This is a genomic window from Pseudomonas sp. (assembly GCF_049300855.1).
GTDB lineage: Bacteria > Pseudomonadota > Gammaproteobacteria > Pseudomonadales > Pseudomonadaceae > Aquipseudomonas.
Genome location: NZ_JBAQKH010000046.1, coordinates 42908 through 60929, shown reverse-complemented (window position 1 = coordinate 60929; position 18022 = coordinate 42908). Strand labels below are relative to the sequence as shown.

General features: G+C 59.5%; 16 protein-coding genes. 9 read left to right on the top strand and 7 right to left on the bottom strand.

Annotated elements, in window-relative coordinates; translation table 11 throughout:
• Window positions 1–349: 349 nt before the first annotated feature.
• From WA225_RS24245 to WA225_RS24235, 3 genes are all read right to left on the bottom strand, one after another.
• On the bottom strand, window positions 350–2008 hold the full coding sequence (locus tag WA225_RS24245; protein ID WP_158831984.1) for a cation acetate symporter: 1659 nt from the start codon (window positions 2006–2008) through the stop codon (window positions 350–352).
• Entirely contained in the window at window positions 2005–2316 is a 312-nt protein-coding gene (locus WA225_RS24240) for a DUF485 domain-containing protein (protein ID WP_422609951.1), read from the bottom strand. Before WA225_RS24240 ends, WA225_RS24245 begins: the two co-directional genes overlap by 4 nt.
• Before the next feature lie 250 nt (window positions 2317–2566).
• Window positions 2567–3418 carry a glycine betaine ABC transporter substrate-binding protein gene (locus WA225_RS24235; protein WP_422609950.1) on the bottom strand — a complete coding sequence of 284 codons (852 nt, stop codon included), beginning with the start codon at window positions 3416–3418 and terminating at the stop codon, window positions 2567–2569.
• A 286-nt stretch (window positions 3419–3704) separates the two neighbouring features.
• Here WA225_RS24235 and WA225_RS24230 point away from each other — a divergent pair, with 286 nt between their 5' ends.
• Window positions 3705–5300: a beta (1-6) glucans synthase gene (locus tag WA225_RS24230; RefSeq protein WP_422609949.1), complete on the top strand. Its 1596-nt coding sequence runs from the start codon at window positions 3705–3707 to the stop codon at window positions 5298–5300.
• A gap of 121 nt (window positions 5301–5421) precedes the next feature.
• On the opposite strand, the gene WA225_RS24225 is transcribed toward WA225_RS24230, so the two are convergent.
• On the bottom strand, window positions 5422–5790 hold the full coding sequence (locus WA225_RS24225) for a hypothetical protein (protein ID WP_422609948.1): 369 nt from the start codon (window positions 5788–5790) through the stop codon (window positions 5422–5424).
• Window positions 5791–6014: 224 nt separating this feature from the next.
• Here WA225_RS24225 and WA225_RS24220 point away from each other — a divergent pair, with 224 nt between their 5' ends.
• Both WA225_RS24220 and WA225_RS24215 read left to right on the top strand, forming a co-directional pair.
• The gene (locus WA225_RS24220; RefSeq protein ID WP_422609947.1) at window positions 6015–7313 is read left to right on the top strand and encodes a serine/threonine protein kinase; all 1299 of its coding nucleotides are present in this window, start codon (window positions 6015–6017) and stop codon (window positions 7311–7313) included.
• Window positions 7306–8094, top strand: coding sequence for an MlaA family lipoprotein (locus WA225_RS24215; RefSeq protein WP_034151542.1), 789 nt, complete (start codon window positions 7306–7308; stop codon window positions 8092–8094). Before WA225_RS24220 ends, WA225_RS24215 begins: the two co-directional genes overlap by 8 nt.
• Window positions 8095–8222: 128 nt before the next feature.
• Here WA225_RS24215 and WA225_RS24210 read toward each other — a convergent pair whose 3' ends face one another.
• The gene (locus WA225_RS24210; RefSeq protein WP_422609946.1) at window positions 8223–9137 is read right to left on the bottom strand and encodes a DUF808 domain-containing protein; all 915 of its coding nucleotides are present in this window, start codon (window positions 9135–9137) and stop codon (window positions 8223–8225) included.
• Window positions 9138–9272: 135 nt separating this feature from the next.
• Between WA225_RS24210 and WA225_RS24205 the strand changes: the two genes are divergently transcribed.
• Complete coding sequence (locus tag WA225_RS24205; protein ID WP_007919931.1) at window positions 9273–9878, top strand: TetR/AcrR family transcriptional regulator; 606 nt, start codon at window positions 9273–9275, stop codon at window positions 9876–9878.
• A 112-nt stretch (window positions 9879–9990) separates the two neighbouring features.
• On the opposite strand, the gene WA225_RS24200 is transcribed toward WA225_RS24205, so the two are convergent.
• Both WA225_RS24200 and WA225_RS24195 read right to left on the bottom strand, forming a co-directional pair.
• On the bottom strand, window positions 9991–10449 hold the full coding sequence (locus WA225_RS24200) for an REP-associated tyrosine transposase (RefSeq protein ID WP_422609945.1): 459 nt from the start codon (window positions 10447–10449) through the stop codon (window positions 9991–9993).
• Between the two features lie 210 nt (window positions 10450–10659).
• Complete coding sequence (locus WA225_RS24195; protein WP_038363926.1) at window positions 10660–11100, bottom strand: GlcG/HbpS family heme-binding protein; 441 nt, start codon at window positions 11098–11100, stop codon at window positions 10660–10662.
• A 281-nt stretch (window positions 11101–11381) separates the two neighbouring features.
• Here WA225_RS24195 and gcl point away from each other — a divergent pair, with 281 nt between their 5' ends.
• The 5 genes from gcl (at window position 11382) to pyk (ending at window position 17987) form a co-directional block, all read left to right on the top strand.
• Window positions 11382–13157 carry a glyoxylate carboligase gene (gcl, locus tag WA225_RS24190; protein WP_007919935.1) on the top strand — a complete coding sequence of 592 codons (1776 nt, stop codon included), beginning with the start codon at window positions 11382–11384 and terminating at the stop codon, window positions 13155–13157.
• Window positions 13158–13295: 138 nt separating this feature from the next.
• On the top strand, window positions 13296–14078 hold the full coding sequence (gene hyi, locus WA225_RS24185; protein WP_077571696.1) for a hydroxypyruvate isomerase: 783 nt from the start codon (window positions 13296–13298) through the stop codon (window positions 14076–14078).
• A gap of 168 nt (window positions 14079–14246) precedes the next feature.
• Window positions 14247–15140 (top strand): 2-hydroxy-3-oxopropionate reductase, encoded by an 894-nt coding sequence (locus WA225_RS24180; RefSeq protein ID WP_007919937.1) that lies wholly within the window; start codon window positions 14247–14249, stop codon window positions 15138–15140.
• Window positions 15141–15300: 160 nt separating this feature from the next.
• Window positions 15301–16575: a glycerate kinase type-2 family protein gene (locus WA225_RS24175; protein WP_422609944.1), complete on the top strand. Its 1275-nt coding sequence runs from the start codon at window positions 15301–15303 to the stop codon at window positions 16573–16575.
• A complete protein-coding gene (gene pyk / locus WA225_RS24170; protein ID WP_116032412.1) occupies window positions 16572–17987 on the top strand; it encodes a pyruvate kinase in 1416 nt (471 codons plus the stop codon). The genes WA225_RS24175 and pyk overlap by 4 nt, the downstream gene beginning before the upstream one ends.
• The last annotated feature ends 35 nt before the right edge of the window (window positions 17988–18022 follow it).

Genomic DNA, 18022 nt, shown 5'->3' with positions numbered 1-18022 from the left:
TCGGAAGGCTGAGTGGAGGGATTGATCCGGGCGTGGGAGCGCAGCGACCGTTTGGCGCAGCCAAACACAGCGAGAGGAGGTGCAGCGCAGCAAACCGTAGGCGCTGCACCCGGATCGATCCCGCAGCGAAGGGACCCCGAGCCCCAGCGAGCGGGCCGCACGTAGGAGCAAGCCTTTTTGGTTACTTTTTCGGCGTCTGGAAAAAGTGACCCGCCGTAAGGGCGGAACCCTAAGCAGCCCTAACCGCAGCAACGGATATGTACACAGCTCTAGCCGATAACCGCCCACAAAAAATGCCCCGATCTCTCAACCGGGGCATTCAGCACAACATTAAAAAACCATCAAACCATCAATGCGAAACCGCCCCACTCGCCCCCAACCCAGTCTGCGAACGCACAAACTGCGGGAAGAACAGCGCCCGCTCTTTATCCGCGGCCGCCGACTTATCCGTAATCGAGAAGAACCAAATACCCACAAAGGCAATGATCATCGAGAACAGCGCCGGATACTCATAAGGGAAGATCGCCTTTTCATGATGCAGAATCTGCACCCAGATGGTCGGGCCAAGAATCATCAAGCCAACCGCACTCACCAGCCCCAACCACCCGCCAATCATCGCGCCACGAGTCGTGAGCTTCTTCCAGTACATCGAAAGCAACAACACCGGGAAGTTACAGCTCGCCGCAATCGAGAACGCCAGGCCCACCATGAACGCAATGTTCTGGCTTTCGAACAAGATACCCAAGCCAATAGCCAGGATCCCCAGTGCGATCGTGGTGATCTTCGAAACGCGAATCTCATCCTTGTCGTTGGCCTTGCCCTTCTTGATCACGCTGGCATACAGGTCGTGAGACACCGCCGAAGCACCGGCCAGGGTCAGACCCGCGACAACTGCCAGAATCGTCGCAAACGCTACCGCCGAGATAAAGCCAAGGAAGATACTGCCGCCCACCGCGTCAGCCAGGTGCACCGCCGCCATGTTGTTGCCGCCGAGCAGAGCGCCCGCTGCATCTTTGAAGGCCGGATTGGTGCTGACCAGCAGGATCGCGCCGAAGCCGATGATGAACGTCAGGATGTAGAAGTAACCAATGAAGCCAGTGGCGTAGAGCACGCTCTTACGCGCTTCTTTGGCGTCACTCACGGTGAAGAAGCGCATCAGAATGTGCGGCAGGCCCGCCGTACCGAACATCAGTGCCAGACCCAGCGAGAACGCCGAAATCGGATCTTTCACCAGACCGCCCGGGCTCATGATCGCCTCACCTTTCGGGTGAACCTTGATCGCTTCCGAGAACAGCATGTTGAAGTCGAAGTTGACGTGCTTCATCACCATCAGCGCCATGAACGAAGCACCGGACAGCAACAGCACAGCCTTGATGATCTGCACCCAAGTGGTCGCCAGCATGCCGCCGAACAGCACGTACATGCACATCAGGATACCGACCAGAATCACTGCCACGTAGTAATCGAGGCCGAACAACAGCTGGATCAGCTTGCCGGCACCGACCATTTGCGCGATCAGGTAGAACGCCACCACCACCAGCGAACCGCAGGCCGACAGCGTACGGATCTGGGTTTGCCCGAGGCGGTAGGACGCCACGTCGGCAAAGGTATATTTACCCAGGTTGCGCAGACGCTCGGCGATCAGGAACAGAATGATCGGCCAGCCCACCAGGAAGCCGATCGAGTAGATCAGGCCGTCGTAACCGGAGGTGAACACCAGCGCGGAAATCCCCAGGAAGGACGCCGCCGACATATAGTCACCGGCAATCGCCAGACCGTTCTGAAAACCGGTGATCTTGCCGCCCGCCGCATAGTAGTCGGCAGCCGACTTGTTGCGCTTGGAGGCCCAGTAAGTGATGCACAGGGTCGCACCGACAAACACCACGAACATGGCGATCGCCGCGACGTTGAGCGGTTGTTTGTGGACTTCGCCGGTCAGGGCGTCAGCGGCCCAGACGGCTGGCGCGAACGCCGAAATGCTCAGAAGAGCCAGTAGACGCCGGATCATTGCTGAGCCTCCTTGAGAATCGCATTGTTCAGGTCGTCAAACTCGCCATTGGCGCGGCGCACGTAGATGCCCGTCAGGATGAAAGCCGAGATAATCAGGCCGACACCGATCGGAATGCCCCAGGTAATCGAAGATTCAGGACTGAGTTTCGCCCCGAGCACTTGCGGCCCGTACGCGATCAGCAGGATGAATGCGGAGTACAGCCCAAGCATGATTGCCGAGAGAATCCAGGCGAATCGTTCCCTTTTCTGAACCAGCTCCTTGAATCGGGGACTGTTTTGAATCGAGAGGTAAATGCTGTCGTTCATTGTTTTTATCCTCGCAGCACAGATTATTGTTGGAACATAGCTAATGTATGCGGCTGCGGGAGCGGTAACAGACGACCTTAGTAGTAGAACGCCATGACGTAATCGCCATTCTTGAGCACACACAAAAACCTGTGGGAGCTGGCTTGCCAGCGATGGCGTCGTGTCAGTCAACTGATTAGTCAACTGACCGACCGCTATCGCGGGCAAGCCCGCTCCCACAGGGTTTGCGTTGATCCGAAGCTATTTGCGGTTATTTGGTCCAGTCAGCCACGCGATCCGGGTGCTTGGCGACCCAATCCTTGGCCGCTGCTTCAGGCTTGGCACCGTCCTGAATCGCCAACATCACTTCGCCGATTTCGTCTTTCGACGCCCACTGGAAGTTCTTCAGGAACTTGGCCACTTCCGGCGCTTTGGTCGCCAGCTCTTTGCTGCCGATGCTGTTCACGGTTTCAGCCGCGCCGTACACGCCTTTCGGATCGTCGAGGAAGCGCAGTTTCCACTTGGCGAACATCCAGTGCGGCACCCAACCGGTGACCGCGATGGATTCGTTTTTCTTCTCGGCACGGGTCAGCTCGGCAATCATGCCGGCGCCGGAACTGGCCTTGAGGGAATATTTGTCGAGGCCGTAATCCTTGATCGCCTGATCGGTCTTGAGCATCACGCCTGAACCGGCGTCGATACCGACGATGCGATTCTTGAAGGTGTCATCGGTTTTCAGGTCTTCGATCGACTTGGCTTTCACATACTCCGGTACGATCAGGCCGATTTTTGCGTCCTTGAAGTTCGGGCCGTAATCGACGACCAGATCCTTGTTCTTCGTCCAGTACTCGCCGTGGGTCACGGGCAGCCAGGCCGACAGCATGGCGTCGAGTTTGCCGGTGGCCACGCCTTGCCACATGATCCCGGTGGCGACGGCTTGCAGCTTCACGTCATAGCCGAGTTTCTGTTTGATCACTTCGGCGGCCACGTGGGTGGTCGCGACGCTGTCGGACCAGCCGTCAACGTAACCGATGTTCAGGGTCTGTTTTTCTGCGCTGGCGAAACTGGAACTCATCGCAAGCACCAGAGCAGCACTTGCGCCTAAAAGTCGTCGCATCTTCATCGTTACTTCCCCGAAATGCTGCGCCCGACGGATGACGGGCGGCGTCAACGTATTGTTATGGTGCACGGCGCCCCCATCACGCCCGACCGCAAACTCGTTAGAACATCAGCGGAGTACTGACACTTCGATCATCGACCTGACGACAATAGCGACCTGCTCTGCCAGCGACCTCAAGACAACGAGAAACGACATCACAAAGCCATTAATGGCGTCTGGATATTTGACGCCAGACAATCCGCCCGAACTTTGCATGTCAAAATCGTGCGGGCCACCAACCCCTCTGTAAATGCAGGTAACATGCGTCGCTTTGCAGCCACTTGGCCTGACCATGTCCGCGACTTCCCGCTTCCCCGTTCTGCCTTACTTGTTCGCCTGCCTGCTTGGGCTGTTTGCACTCGGCGGCTTCTGGTATGGCCTCGGCCAACCGGTGATCCTGCCGGACGCCGCGACACCGACGCATAAATTGCAATGCGCCTCCTACACCCCGTTCGATAAAGACCAGTCGCCATTCGACGTGCCGTTCAAACTGCGCCCGGAGCGTATGGACGCCGACCTCGCGTTGCTGGCGACACGCTTTGAATGCATTCGCACCTATTCAATGACAGGCCTGGAAGCACTGCCTGATCTGGCGCGCAAACACGGCTTGAAATTGATGATCGGCGCATGGGTCAACAGCAACCCGGTGGACACCGAGAAAGAAGTCGACCTGCTGATCAAATCGGCCAATGCCAACCCGGATGTGGTCAGTGCAGTGATCGTCGGCAACGAAGCGCTGCTGCGCAAGGAAGTCACCGGCGCGCAACTGGCCCGATTGATCAACAAGGTCAAAAGTCAGGTCAAGCAACCGGTGACGTACGCCGATGTCTGGGAGTTCTGGCTCAAGCATCCTGAAGTCGCGCCAGCCGTGGACTTCCTGACCATTCACCTGCTGCCGTACTGGGAAGACGATCCATCGAACATCGACGTTGCCCTGCAGCACGTGGCGGATGTGCGTCAGGTGTTCGGCAATAAATTCGCGCCCAAAGACGTGATGATCGGCGAAACCGGCTGGCCGAGCGAAGGCCGCCAGCGTGAGACCGCCCTGCCGAGCCGGGTCAATGAAGCCAAGTTCATTCGTGGTTTTGTCGCGATGGCCGAAAAGGAAGGCTGGCATTACAACCTGATCGAAGCGTTTGACCAGCCGTGGAAGCGCGGCAGCGAAGGCGCGGTTGGCGGCTACTGGGGGTTGTTTGACGCCGATCGCCAGGACAAGGGCGTGCTAGCCGGGCCGGTGACCAACGTGCCGTTCTGGAAAGAGTGGCTGGCGGTCGGTGGTTTGATTTTTCTTGGCACGCTGCTGCTCGGCGGTCGTGTTCGCACTACGCGCTCGGCATTGGTATTGCCGCTGCTGGGCGCCCTCGCCGCCTGCTCGATCGGCGCTTGGGGTGATCTGGCGCGGGTGACCACGCGGTTTGCCAGCGAATGGTTGTGGGTCGGCTTGCTGACGGCGCTGAATCTGTTGGTGTTGGCGCACGCTGCATTGACGTTGAGCTCGCGTACCGGCTGGCGTGAACGGGCGTTCAATGTGCTTGAGCGTCGCGCGGGCTGGCTGGTCGCGGCGGCAGGTTTTGCCGCTGCGGTGATGATGCTGGAAATGGTCTTCGATCCGCGTTATCGCAGCTTTGCGAGCATGGCGTTCGTGCTGCCGGCGCTGGTTTATCTGTGCCGGCCGGTCAACGTGCCACGTCGCGAAATTGCGTTGCTGACGTTTATTGTCGGTGCGGGGATTGCGCCGCAGTTGTATCAGGAAGGTTTGCAGAATCAGCAGGCGTGGGGCTGGGCGTTGGTGAGTGTGTTGATGGTGGCTGCTTTGTGGCGCTGCCTGCGCGTTCGCAAGGCCTGATCTTTAGCGCCTTCCAAGCCCTCATCGCTGGCAAGCCAGCTCCCACAGGATATTGGTTGAACACAACATGTGTGTACGACCCAAAAACTGTGGGAGCTGGCTTGCCAGCGAAGACTGACTGTCAGGCGCTGCGGGACTCGCGGACCAGACGCAACCCGGCAATCACCAGCGCAAACACCGCCAACGTGGTGTTGTACAACGCCAGTGCCGGCACGCCGAACACCAGCGCCAGCACCGCCAGCCACCACCCTGCTCGCCCGGGCACGACAAAACCGATCAGCGCCGCACCGAGCGCCGCCCAGCCCATTACCTTGAAGTGAATCATCAAGCCAAGATTGGAACGCAGCTGACATTCCCAGCGGCTGGCTTCATCCACGCAGATGCCGACCCACTTGCCGTCCTCCATAAAGCCATAACGCGCGCCATAGCTGGCGGCCAGCCACAACGGCAACAGAACGAGCAGCAGAATCACGGGCAAGCGGCGGGACATGAAACACTCCAGACTAGAGAAATCGGCGGCCAGCTTAATCTGCCGCCAGCGGTGTGCAAGCGCTAACAACTGTTAACTGTTCATTGAGGCGGTGCAAAGTGTATCGTCCAGCTACTATTACTCCGAATTCTGCCAGTTTGGTGCCGCAGCATGGCACTTTGGCGCAAACCCGGTGGTCATAGCCTGCGAACTTCATTCGGCACCTTCCTCTAAGGGATCTAGTCATGCTCCGTTCCTTGCGCTTCGCCGCGCTGTTCAGCGGCCTTATTCTGAGTGCGTCCGCACTGGCGGTCGATATCGACGCCGCCAGTTATGGCTACCCCCTGACCAACCCGTTCGAGGCGACCATCGCCACGACTCCGCCGGACCTGCGCCCGGAATTGCCGCTGGACGACGACATCAATCAGACGGACCGCAGCCTGACGTTGCGCCCGGAGCGGGCGTTTATCCTGCCGGACAATTTCTGGGCAGTGAAAAAACTCACCTACCGAATCGCCACGCAGGACAAGCCGGCGCCGCTGATTTTCCTGATCGCCGGCACTGGCGCGCGCTATGACAGCACGCTCAACGAATACCTGAAAAAGCTCTACTACAAGGCCGGCTACCACGTCGTGCAATTGTCGTCGCCAACCAGCTTCGACTTCATCAGCGCCGCCTCCCGCTTCGCCACCCCGGGCGTAACCAAGGAAGACGCCGAAGACATGTACCGGGTGATGCAGGCCGTGCGCGCGCAGAACCCGAAAGTACCGGTTACCGAGTATTACCTGACCGGCTACAGCCTCGGCGCCCTCGATGCGGCATTCGTGGCGCATCTGGACGAGACCCGTCGCAGCTTCAACTTCAAGAAAGTCCTGCTGCTCAATCCGCCGGTCAACCTCTACACCTCGATCACCAACCTCGACAAATTGGTGCAAACAGAGGTTAAAGGCATCAATAACAGCACCACGTTCTATGAACTGGTACTGAGCAAATTGACCCGCTACTTCCAGCAAAAAGGCTACATCGACCTCAACGATGCGTTGCTCTACGACTTCCAGCAGTCCAAGCAGCACCTGACCAACGAACAGATGGCGATGCTGATCGGCACCTCGTTCCGCTTCTCGGCGGCCGACATTGCCTTCACCTCCGATCTGATCAACCGTCGCGGCCTGATCACCCCGCCAAAATTCCCGATCACCGAAGGCACCAGCCTCACGCCGTTCCTCAAGCGTGCACTGCAGTGCGACTTCGATTGCTACCTGACCGATCAGGTGATCCCGATGTGGCGCGCGCGCACCGACGGCGGCAGCCTGCTGCAACTGATCGATCAGGTCAGCCTGTATGCGCTCAAGGATTACCTGCACGACAGCCCGAAAATCGCTGTCATGCACAACGCCGACGACGTCATCCTCGGCCCGGGCGACCTCGGGTTCCTGCGCAAGACTTTCGGTGATCGTCTGACCGTTTATCCACTGGGCGGCCATTGCGGCAACCTTAACTACCGCGTCAACAGCGACGCCATGCTGGAGTTCTTCCGTGGCTAAATATCTCCTGCTGATGGCAGCGCTCCTCTGCGCAGGCGTGGCCCAGGCCGACAACAGTAAAGCCAATGCGCCGGTGGTCGTCGACAGCGACGGCTTCAAGGAGCCGCTGTCCAAACTCAAATTCAACCCGGGGCTGGATCAGCGTGAATTCGAGCGTTCGACCCTCAACGCGCTGAACGTCTACGACCCGCTGGAATCGTGGAACCGTCGGGTTTATCACTTCAACTATCGCTTCGACCAATGGGTGTTCCTGCCGGTGGTCGATGGCTACCGTTACATCACGCCGAGCTTCGTGCGTACCGGCGTGAGTAACTTCTTCAATAACCTCGGTGACGTGCCGAACCTGGTCAACAGCCTGTTGCAGTTCAAAGGCCAGCGCTCCATGGAAACCACCGCGCGTCTGCTGCTCAACACCACCATCGGCATCGCCGGACTGTGGGACCCGGCCACCGCCATGGGCCTGCCGCGTCAGAGCGAAGACTTCGGTCAGACCCTGGGCTTCTACGGTGTACCGGGCGGCGCCTACTTCGTGCTGCCGATCCTCGGCCCGTCGAACATCCGCGATACCGCTGGCCTCGCTGTGGACTACACCGCCGAATCGGCGATCAACTTCCTCAACGTCTCGGAAGTCAGCTCCAACCACCCGGAAATCTGGGCCCTGCGCGCGGTCGACAAGCGCTACCAGACCAGCTTCCGTTATGGCCAGATGAATTCGCCATTCGAGTACGAGAAAGTGCGTTACGTCTACACCGAAGCGCGCAAGTTGCAGATCGCCGAGTAAAAACGGTTGCCACAAAACACTGTGGGAGCGAGCTTGCTCGCGAAGGCGGTAGTCCAGTCAATACTTAAGTCGACTGATACTCCGCGTTCGCGAGCAAGCTCGCTCCCACATTTGTTTTGTGTCGCTGGTTAGCCCTTCACGGCTTTCCAGATTTTGCTGACAACGGCAACCACCGCCAACACCACCGCGCCAGCAATGATCCCCGCTACACCATTGAGCAACATCGGCACCGCAAACCCGACACTCCCCGCCGCCGCACCAACACCTTCAATCCAGTGATGCAGCACCGGCACGCCATGGGTGAGGATGCCGCCGCCGACCAGGAACATCGCCGCCGTACCGACCACCGACAAGGTTTTCATCATGTACGGTGCGGCGCTGAGAATGGCGCTGCCGATTTTTTTCGCGAACTGCCCAGGCTTCTGGGTCAGCCACAAACCGAGGTCGTCGAGTTTGACGATGCCCGCCACCAGACCGTAAACACCGACCGTCATGACGATGGCGATGCCCGACATCACGATCACTTGCTGAGTCAGCGAAGCGTCCGCCACGGTGCCGAGCGTAATCGCGATGATTTCAGCCGACAGAATGAAGTCCGTGCGGATCGCGCCTTTGATCTTGTCCTTCTCGTAAGCCACCAGATCAGTCGCTGGATCAGCCACGGCTTCTGTCAGTTGCGCATGCCCGGCTTCATCTTCAGCTTCGCTGTGCAGAAACTTGTGCGCGAGCTTCTCGAACCCTTCGAAGCACAGATACGCGCCACCGACCATCAACAACGGCGTTACCAACCACGGTACAAACGCACTGATCGCCAGCGCCGACGGCACGAGGATCAGTTTATTGACGAACGAGCCCTTGGCCACGGCCCATACCACCGGGATTTCCCGCTCGGCACGCACCCCGGAGACCTGCTGGGCATTGAGCGCCAGATCATCACCGAGCACGCCGGCGGTCTTCTTGGCGGCCATTTTGCTCATCAACGCCACGTCGTCCAGCACGGTGGCAATATCGTCGACCAGCACCAGCAAACTGCTTCCTGCCATGAATCCTGTTTCCTTTTATGTATGAATGTTGCGAAGCATAACGCGACCACACACCACACGGGGCATTCTTGAGCGCTGCGCGAGGCCGGTGCTACCATGCGCAACCGCCAGAACAGGCAAGGAACCACCGGGTTTATGAGCACAATCCGCGAGCGCAACAAAGAACTGATCCTGCGTGCCGCCAGTGAGGAGTTTGCCGACAAGGGCTTCGCTGCGACCAAAACCAGCGACATCGCCGCCAAGGCGGGATTGCCCAAGCCCAACGTCTACTACTACTTCAAGTCCAAGGAAAACCTCTACCGCGAGGTATTGGAAAGCATCATCGTGCCGATCTTGCAGGCCTCCACCCCGTTCAATCCGGACGGCGTACCGAGCGAAGTGCTGAGCGGCTACATCCGCTCGAAGATTCGCATCTCCCGCGACCTGCCCTTCGCCTCGAAAGTATTCGCCAGCGAAATCATGCACGGCGCCCCGCACCTGAGCGCCGACCTGGTCGAGCAGCTCAACGGCCAGGCCAAGCACAACATCGACTGCATCCAGAGCTGGATCGACCGCGGGCAAATCGCCCCGATCGACCCTAATCACCTGATGTTCAGCATCTGGGCCGCGACCCAGACCTACGCCGACTTCGACTGGCAGATTTCTGCAGTCACGGGCAAGGACAAGCTGGACGAGGCAGATTATGAAGCGGCGGCGCAGACGATTATCCGGTTGGTGCTGAAGGGGTGTGAGCCGGACTGATAGGCCGCGGTGCCTGCTTCGCGAGCAAGCTCGCTCCCACACGGATTTGTGAACGGCACATATCCAATGTGGGAGCGAGCTTGCTCGCGAATGGAGCGACTCGGTTAGCCTGTCAGACCCAAATCGCATCCCACAACGGATAATCGCCAAACTTCTGCACTAAGCCTGCTCGCAATGGGTTTGCGACGACATATCGCGCTATTTTCACCAGATCCTCTTCCCGCCGCAGTGCCCGGTCGTAAAACCCCTGCTGCCACAAACTGCCTTTTCTATCCGCAGCCATATTCACAGCCCGCGCGCTCAAGGATTTTGTCCGTTGCATCAGGTCACTCAAGGAGCCTCGCTTCAAATCGATCAACCAATGAAAGTGGTCAGGCATAACCACCCACGCCAACGAGTCGGCAAAGCCCTGTTCTTGAGCGCTTCGAAATTGCTCAACGACCAACCTGCCCAACGCAAAATCGTGGAAAACAGGTTCGCGATATAGGGTATTGGCAGTCAGCAGATAAATTCGGTTGGGCTCGTCGTAACGACCAAAGCGCAAGCGATGTGAAGCGGACAGTTTCGGCATTCCTTTGCCCCTTTCAAGAGATGACCTGAAAGGTTAGATGTGCACACGGGGAGGAAGCGTCAAGACTGTTAGCCAGATGTGTCCGTTGAATCGCCTTCGCGAGCAAGCTCGCTCCCACAGGGGATTAGAGGCGTTCACACTTTATGTGTCAGAACGCAAACCTGTGGGAGCGAGCTTGCTCGCGAAGACTTCAGTTCAGGCGCTAAAAAATCAAGCAGCCACCCCCGCATCCGCCCGCAACTCCAGCGCCTCCACCGCTTTAATCGCCACTTGCTCATCAATATCCGACAGATCGCCGCTGATCCCGATCGCTCCGAGCACGTTCCCCGCCTGATCCCGAATCAACACACCGCCCGGTGCCGGCACGACGCTGCCCTGGCCCATGCTGTTGAGTGCGGCAATAAAGGCCGGGCGTTGTTGTGCGTCGAGTGCCAGCAGGCGTGAGCCTTTGCCCAGCGCGATGGCGCCCCAGGCTTTGCCGATGGCGATGTTCGGGCGCAGCAGGCTGGCGCCGTCTTCGCGTTGCAGGGTGATCAGGTGGCCGCCGGTATCGAGTACCGCGATGGTCAGCGGCGCGGCGTTGATGCCGCGCCCTGCATTGATGGCTTCGTTGACCAGGTTGACTGCGACTTTCAAGGTTAAAGCGCTCATGGTGCCGTCCTCATTTTGTTATAGGGAAAGTCGTGGGCCTGCGGATTTGTGCTGCGCGCTTGCGTCGCAGGCCGATGCAACAAATAGAACACAATGAATTATTTTTTTGTATACAATAATTCTCGAAAAGCGCCACATGCGACGAAAAGCCACACTCATAAAGGCTTCCGACGAATGAAACAGGCGCTTGAGAAAATGGATTGACCTGCGCCGTCCGCCGTGAATACACTCTGCGCAAAGCCACTTGTATACAATTACAAAACGTAAAGAGGCACAAAACCATGAGCAAAATGAGAGCAATCGAAGCCGCCGTTCTGGTGATGCGCCGTGAAGGGGTTGATACCGCTTTTGGCATCCCGGGCGCTGCCATCAACCCGCTGTACTCCGCCTTGCAGAAAGTCGGTGGCATCGATCACGTCCTTGCTCGCCACGTTGAAGGCGCCTCGCACATGGCCGAGGGCTACACCCGCACCAAGGCCGGCAACATCGGCGTGTGCATCGGTACTTCCGGCCCTGCCGGTACCGACATGGTCACCGGGCTCTACAGCGCCTCGGCCGACTCGATTCCAATCCTCTGCATTACCGGCCAGGCACCCCGCGCCCGTATGCACAAGGAAGACTTCCAGGCTGTCGACATCACCAGCATCGTCAAGCCAGTCACCAAGTGGGCGACCACTGTTCTGGAACCGGGCCAAGTGCCTTACGCGTTCCAGAAAGCGTTCTTTGAAATGCGCTCCGGCCGCCCAGGCCCGGTGCTGATCGACCTGCCGTTCGACGTGCAGATGGCCGAGATCGAATTCGACATCGACGCTTACCAGCCGCTGCCATTGGCCAAGCCGACCGCTACCCGCGTTCAGGTCGAAAAGGCTCTGGCGCTGCTTGATCAGGCTGAACGTCCACTGCTGGTGGCCGGCGGCGGCATCATCAACGCCGACGCCAGCGATCTGCTGGTTGAATTCGCTGAACTGACCGGCATCCCGGTCATCCCGACCCTGATGGGCTGGGGCACCATTCCGGACGATCACCCGTTGATGGTCGGCATGGTTGGTCTGCAGACTTCGCACCGTTACGGCAACGCGACGATGCTGAAATCCGACGTGGTGTTGGGCATCGGTAACCGCTGGGCCAACCGTCACACCGGTTCGGTTGACGTTTACACCGAAGGCCGCAAGTTCATCCACGTCGACATCGAGGGCACGCAGATCGGTCGTGTGTTCACGCCGGATCTGGGCATCGTTTCCGACGCTGCTGCAGCACTGACTGTATTCATCGAAGTCGCTCGTGAATGGCAAGCCGCCGGCAAGCTGAAAAACCGCAGTGCCTGGCTGCAAGACTGCCAGCAGCGCAAAGCCAGCCTGCATCGCAAGACTCACTTCGACAACGTGCCGGTAAAACCACAGCGCGTTTACGAAGAAATGAACCAGGTGTTCGGCAAGGACACCTGCTACGTCAGCACCATTGGTCTGTCGCAGATTGCCGGCGCGCAGTTCCTGCACGTCTACAAGCCGCGTCACTGGATCAACTGTGGCCAGGCCGGCCCGTTGGGCTGGACCATTCCGGCAGCGCTGGGCGTGGTGAAGGCCGATCCGAGCCGTAAAGTCGTGGCCCTGTCGGGGGACTATGACTTCCAGTTCATGATCGAAGAACTGGCGGTCGGCGCTCAGTTCAAACTGCCGTACATCCACGTCGTGGTGAACAACTCGTACCTGGGTCTGATCCGTCAGGCCCAGCGCGGGTTCGAAATGGACTACTGCGTGCAGCTGTCCTTCGATAACCTCAACGCGCCGGAACTCAACGGTTACGGTGTTGACCACGTCGCAGTGGCTGAAGGCCTCGGCTGTAAGGCGCTGCGTGTATTCGAACCATCGGAAATCGCCCCTGCCCTGCGCAAGGCCGAACAGATGATCGAAGAGTTCAAGGTGCCGGTGATCGTCGAGATCATTCTGGAGCGTGTGACCAACATCTCCATGGGTACCGAGATCAACGCCGTCAACGAATTCGAAGACCTGGCGCTGGTCGGCAACGATGCGCCAACGGCGATTTCGCTGCTTGATTAACTGCTGACCGCTGATCGTTCCCACGCTCTGCGTGGGAACGCAGCCCGGGACGCTCTGCGTCCCAAAGCGGACGCAGAGCGTCCATTGAGGCATTCCCATGCAGAGCGTGGGAACGAGAATCTAGAACGGGAGACCACCATGCCGCGTTTCGCAGCCAACCTGTCCATGCTGTTCACCGAACAGGATTTCCTTGCCCGTTTCGACGCCGCCGCCAAGGCTGGTTTCAGCGGTGTCGAGTACCTGTTCCCGTACGACTTCAGCTCTGCCGAAATCAAGGCCAAGCTCGACGCCAACGGTCTGACCCAAGTGCTGTTCAACCTGCCGGCCGGTGACTGGGCCAAAGGCGAGCGCGGTATCGCGTGTCTGCCGGATCGGGTCGAAGAATTCCGCGCCGGTGTCGATCTGGCCATCGCTTATGCGCAAGTGCTGGGCAACACCCAGATCAACTGCCTGGCCGGTATTCGTCCGCAAGGCGTTGACGATGCCACGGTGGAAAAGACCTTCGTCGCCAACCTGAAATACGCCGCCGACAAGCTGCAGGCAGCGGGCATCAAACTGGTGATGGAAGCGATCAACACCCGCGACATCCCGGGCTTCTACTTGAACAACACGGCGCAAGCCCTGTCGATTCGCGAGCAGGTCGGCAGCGCCAACCTGTTCCTGCAATACGACATCTATCACATGCAAATCATGGAAGGCGATCTGGCCCGCACCCTGCAATCGCACCTGGGCGAGATCAACCATGTGCAGCTCGCGGACAACCCGGGACGCAACGAACCAGGCACCGGTGAAATCAACTATCGCTTCCTGTTCGAACACCTCGATCGCATCGGTTATCAGGGTTGGGTTGGCTGTGAATACAAGCCGCTGACCACCACCGAAGCAGGCCTCGGCTGGCTGAAAACCCACAACGCAATCTGAACGAACGATACAAAACCCTGTGGGAGCGGGCTTGCCCGCGATGGCGGCAGCACACACAACAAACATGTTGCCTGAACCACCGCCATCGCTGGCAAGCCAGCTCCCACAATGAATCTGCTGAGTCTCCAAGACTGCATTGCAGCATCAGAATAAAAAGAGGATTTTCTCATGGCTAAAATCGGATTTATCGGCACCGGCATCATGGGCCACCCAATGGCTTCGAACCTGCAGAAAGCCGGTCACAGCCTGTTCCTGTCGGCGCATCACGACGCCGCGCCGGCTGACCTGGTGGCCGCTGGCGCCGTTGCTTTGGCCAACCCGCGCGAAGTCGCGCAGGAAGCTGAATTCATCATCGTCATGGTCCCGGATACCCCACAAGTCGACGACGTGCTGTTCCGCGCCGACGGCGTTGCCGCCGGCCTGAGCAAAGGCAAAATCGTTATCGACATGAGCTCGATTTCGCCGACCGCCACCAAGGCCTTCGCTGCGAAGATCAACGAGAAAGGCGCGCAGTACCTCGACGCCCCGGTTTCCGGCGGTGAAGTCGGCGCCAAAGCCGCAACCCTGAGCATCATGATCGGTGGCGACGCCGATGCCTTCGAACGCGCGCTGCCGCTGTTCCAGGCCATGGGCAAGAACATCACCCTGGTCGGTGGCAATGGCGACGGTCAAACCGCCAAAGTCGCCAACCAGATCATCGTTGCGCTGAACATTCAGGCCGTCGCTGAAGCCCTGCTGTTCGCTTCGAAAAACGGTGCTGATCCGGCCAAAGTGCGTGAAGCACTGATGGGCGGTTTCGCTTCCTCGAAGATCCTAGAAGTGCACGGCGAGCGCATGATCAAAGGCACCTTCGATCCAGGCTTCCGCATCAGCCTGCACCAGAAGGACCTGAACCTGGCCCTGCAAGGCGCCAAGGAGCTGAACATCAACCTGCCGAACACCGCCAACGCCCAGCAAGTGTTCAGCACCTGCGCGGCCATCGGTGGCAGCAACTGGGACCACTCGGCGCTGATCAAGGGTCTGGAACACATGGCCAATTTCTCGATTCGCGACAACAAATAAGCCACTGCCTCACCGCTTAAACCTGTGGGAGCGAGCTTGCTCGCGAAGAGGGCGTGTCAGTCGACATGGGGATTGACTGATCCACCGCTTTCGCGAGCAAGCTCGCTCCCACAGGGATCTCTACCGCCCTTTCGAATAACAAGAATTCCGGGAGCCCGCCATGTCGGTCGATCCGCAACAACTGCTGCGCGAGCTGTTTGCCACAGCCATCGACGCGGCCCATCCGAACCAGGTCCTCGAAGCTCATCTGCCTGCCGATCGTAGCGGCCGAGTCATCGTCATCGGCGCCGGCAAAGCCGCCGCCGCAATGGCGCAAGTGGTCGAGCGCAGCTGGCAGGGTGAAGTGTCTGGCCTGGTTGTGACCCGTTACGGTCACGGTGCCCCGTGCGAAAAAATCGAAGTGGTCGAAGCCGCGCATCCGGTGCCGGACGCTGCCGGTCTGGCCGTGGCCAAACGCGTGCTCGAGCTGGTCAGCAACCTGACCGAAGACGACCGCGTGATTTTCCTGCTCTCCGGCGGCGGCTCCGCCCTGCTGGCGTTGCCGGCCGCAGGCATCACCCTCGCCGACAAGCAGTCGATCAACAAAGCCCTGCTGAAATCCGGCGCGACCATCGGCGAGATGAACTGCGTGCGCAAGCACCTCTCGGCGATCAAGGGCGGGCGTCTGGGCAAGGCCTGCTGGCCTGCCACTGTGTACACCTACGCGATTTCCGATGTACCGGGCGACCTCGCCACGGTCATCGCTTCCGGCCCGACCGTTGCCGACCCCAGCACCTCCGCCGAAGCACTGGCGATCATCAAGCGCTACGGCATCGAGATCCCCGCTTCCGTGCGCAACTGGCTGCAAAGCCCGGAATCGGAAACCGTCAAACCCGGCGATCCTTCCCTGGCGCGCAGCCACTTCCAGTTGATCGCCCGCCCTCAGCAATCGCTGGATGCGGCGGCGGTGAAATGCCGTCAGGCCGGTTTCAGCACACTGATCCTTGGCGACCTCGAAGGTGAATCGCGCGAAGTGGCGAAAGTCCATGCCGGCATCGCCCGCCAGATCATCAATCACGGTCAGCCACTGGCGGCGCCGTGCGTGATTCTCTCCGGCGGCGAAACCACCGTGACCGTGCGCGGCAATGGCCGTGGCGGACGCAACGCCGAATTCCTCCTTAGCCTCACCGACAGCCTCAAAGGCCAGCCCGGCGTCTACGCCCTGGCCGGTGACACCGACGGCATCGACGGCTCGGAAGACAACGCCGGCGCGATCATGACCCCGGACAGCTACGCCCGCGCCGCCGCCCTCGGTTTGAGCGCCAGCGACGAGCTGGATAACAACAATGGCTACGGCTATTTCGCGGCGCTCGATGCGCTGATCGTCACCGAGCCGACCCGCACCAACGTCAACGACTTCCGCGCCATTCTGATCCTTGAGAGCTCCAAATCATGACGCCTGATAAAAAGGTCAAAATCCTCGCCACCCTCGGGCCTGCTGTCGATGGCATCGAAGACATCCGTGAACTGGTCGAGGCCGGGGTGAATATCTTCCGCCTGAACTTCAGCCACGGCGATCACGCCGACCACGCCAAGCGCTATCAGTGGATCCGCGAAGTCGAGCGCCAGCTCAACTACCCGCTGGGCATTCTGATGGACTTGCAGGGGCCGAAACTGCGCGTCGGCAAGTTCGCTGACGGCAAGGTGCAACTGCATCGCGGTCAGGCGTTCCGTCTGGATCTGGACGCGACACCGGGCGATGAGCGCCGAGTGAACCTGCCGCATCCGGAGATCATTGCGGCGCTGGAAGCGGGCATGGATCTGCTGCTCGACGACGGCAAATTGCGTCTGCGCGTGGTCACCAAGTACGACGATGCGATCGATACCACCGTGCTCAACGGCGGCGAACTGTCGGACCGCAAAGGCGTCAACGTGCCGCAAGCGGTGCTCGACCTCAGCCCGCTCACCGCCAAGGATCGCCGTGACCTGAGCTTCGGGCTGGAGCTGGGTGTGGACTGGGTCGCGCTGTCGTTTGTGCAGCGCCCGCAGGACATCATCGAAGCCCGCGCACTGATCGGCGACAAAGCCTTTCTGATGGCGAAAATCGAGAAGCCTTCGGCGGTTGAACAACTGCGTGAAATCGCCGAATTGAGCGACGCGATCATGGTTGCCCGTGGCGACCTCGGCGTCGAAGTGCCAGCCGAAAGCGTGCCGCAGATTCAGAAAAACATCATCACCACTTGCCGTGAACTCGGTAAACCCGTGGTGGTAGCGACACAGATGCTTGAGTCGATGCGCTTCTCCCCTGCCCCGACTCGCGCTGAGGTGACTGACGTTGCCAACGCCGTGGCCGAAGGCGCCGATGCGGTGATGCTGTCGGCAGAAACCGCCTCCGGTGAGTACCCGCTGGAAGCGGTGCAGATGATGAGCAAGATCATTCGCCAGGTGGAAAACGGCCCGGATTATCAGACTCAGCTCGACGTCAGCCGGCCGAAAGCTGAAGCGACCGTTTCCGATGCGATCAGCTGCGCGATCCGGCGCATCAGCAACGTGCTGCCGGTGGCCGTACTGGTCAACTACAGCGAGTCGGGCGCATCGAGTCTGCGTGCAGCGCGGGAACGGCCGAAAGCGCCGATCCTCAACCTGACGCCGAACCTGCAGACCGCACGGCGTTTGAGCGTGGCGTGGGGGATTCATTCGGTGGTCAACGATCGCCTGCGTCAGGTCGACGAAGTCTGCTCGACCGCACTGGAAATCGCCCAGGCCCAAGGCATGGCCGAGCGTGGTGACACGCTGCTGATCACTGCGGGTGTGCCGTTCGGGCAGCCTGGGTCGACCAACTCGCTGCGGATTGAAACATTGATTTAACCGCCCACCATGATCGTTCCCACGCTCCGCGTGGG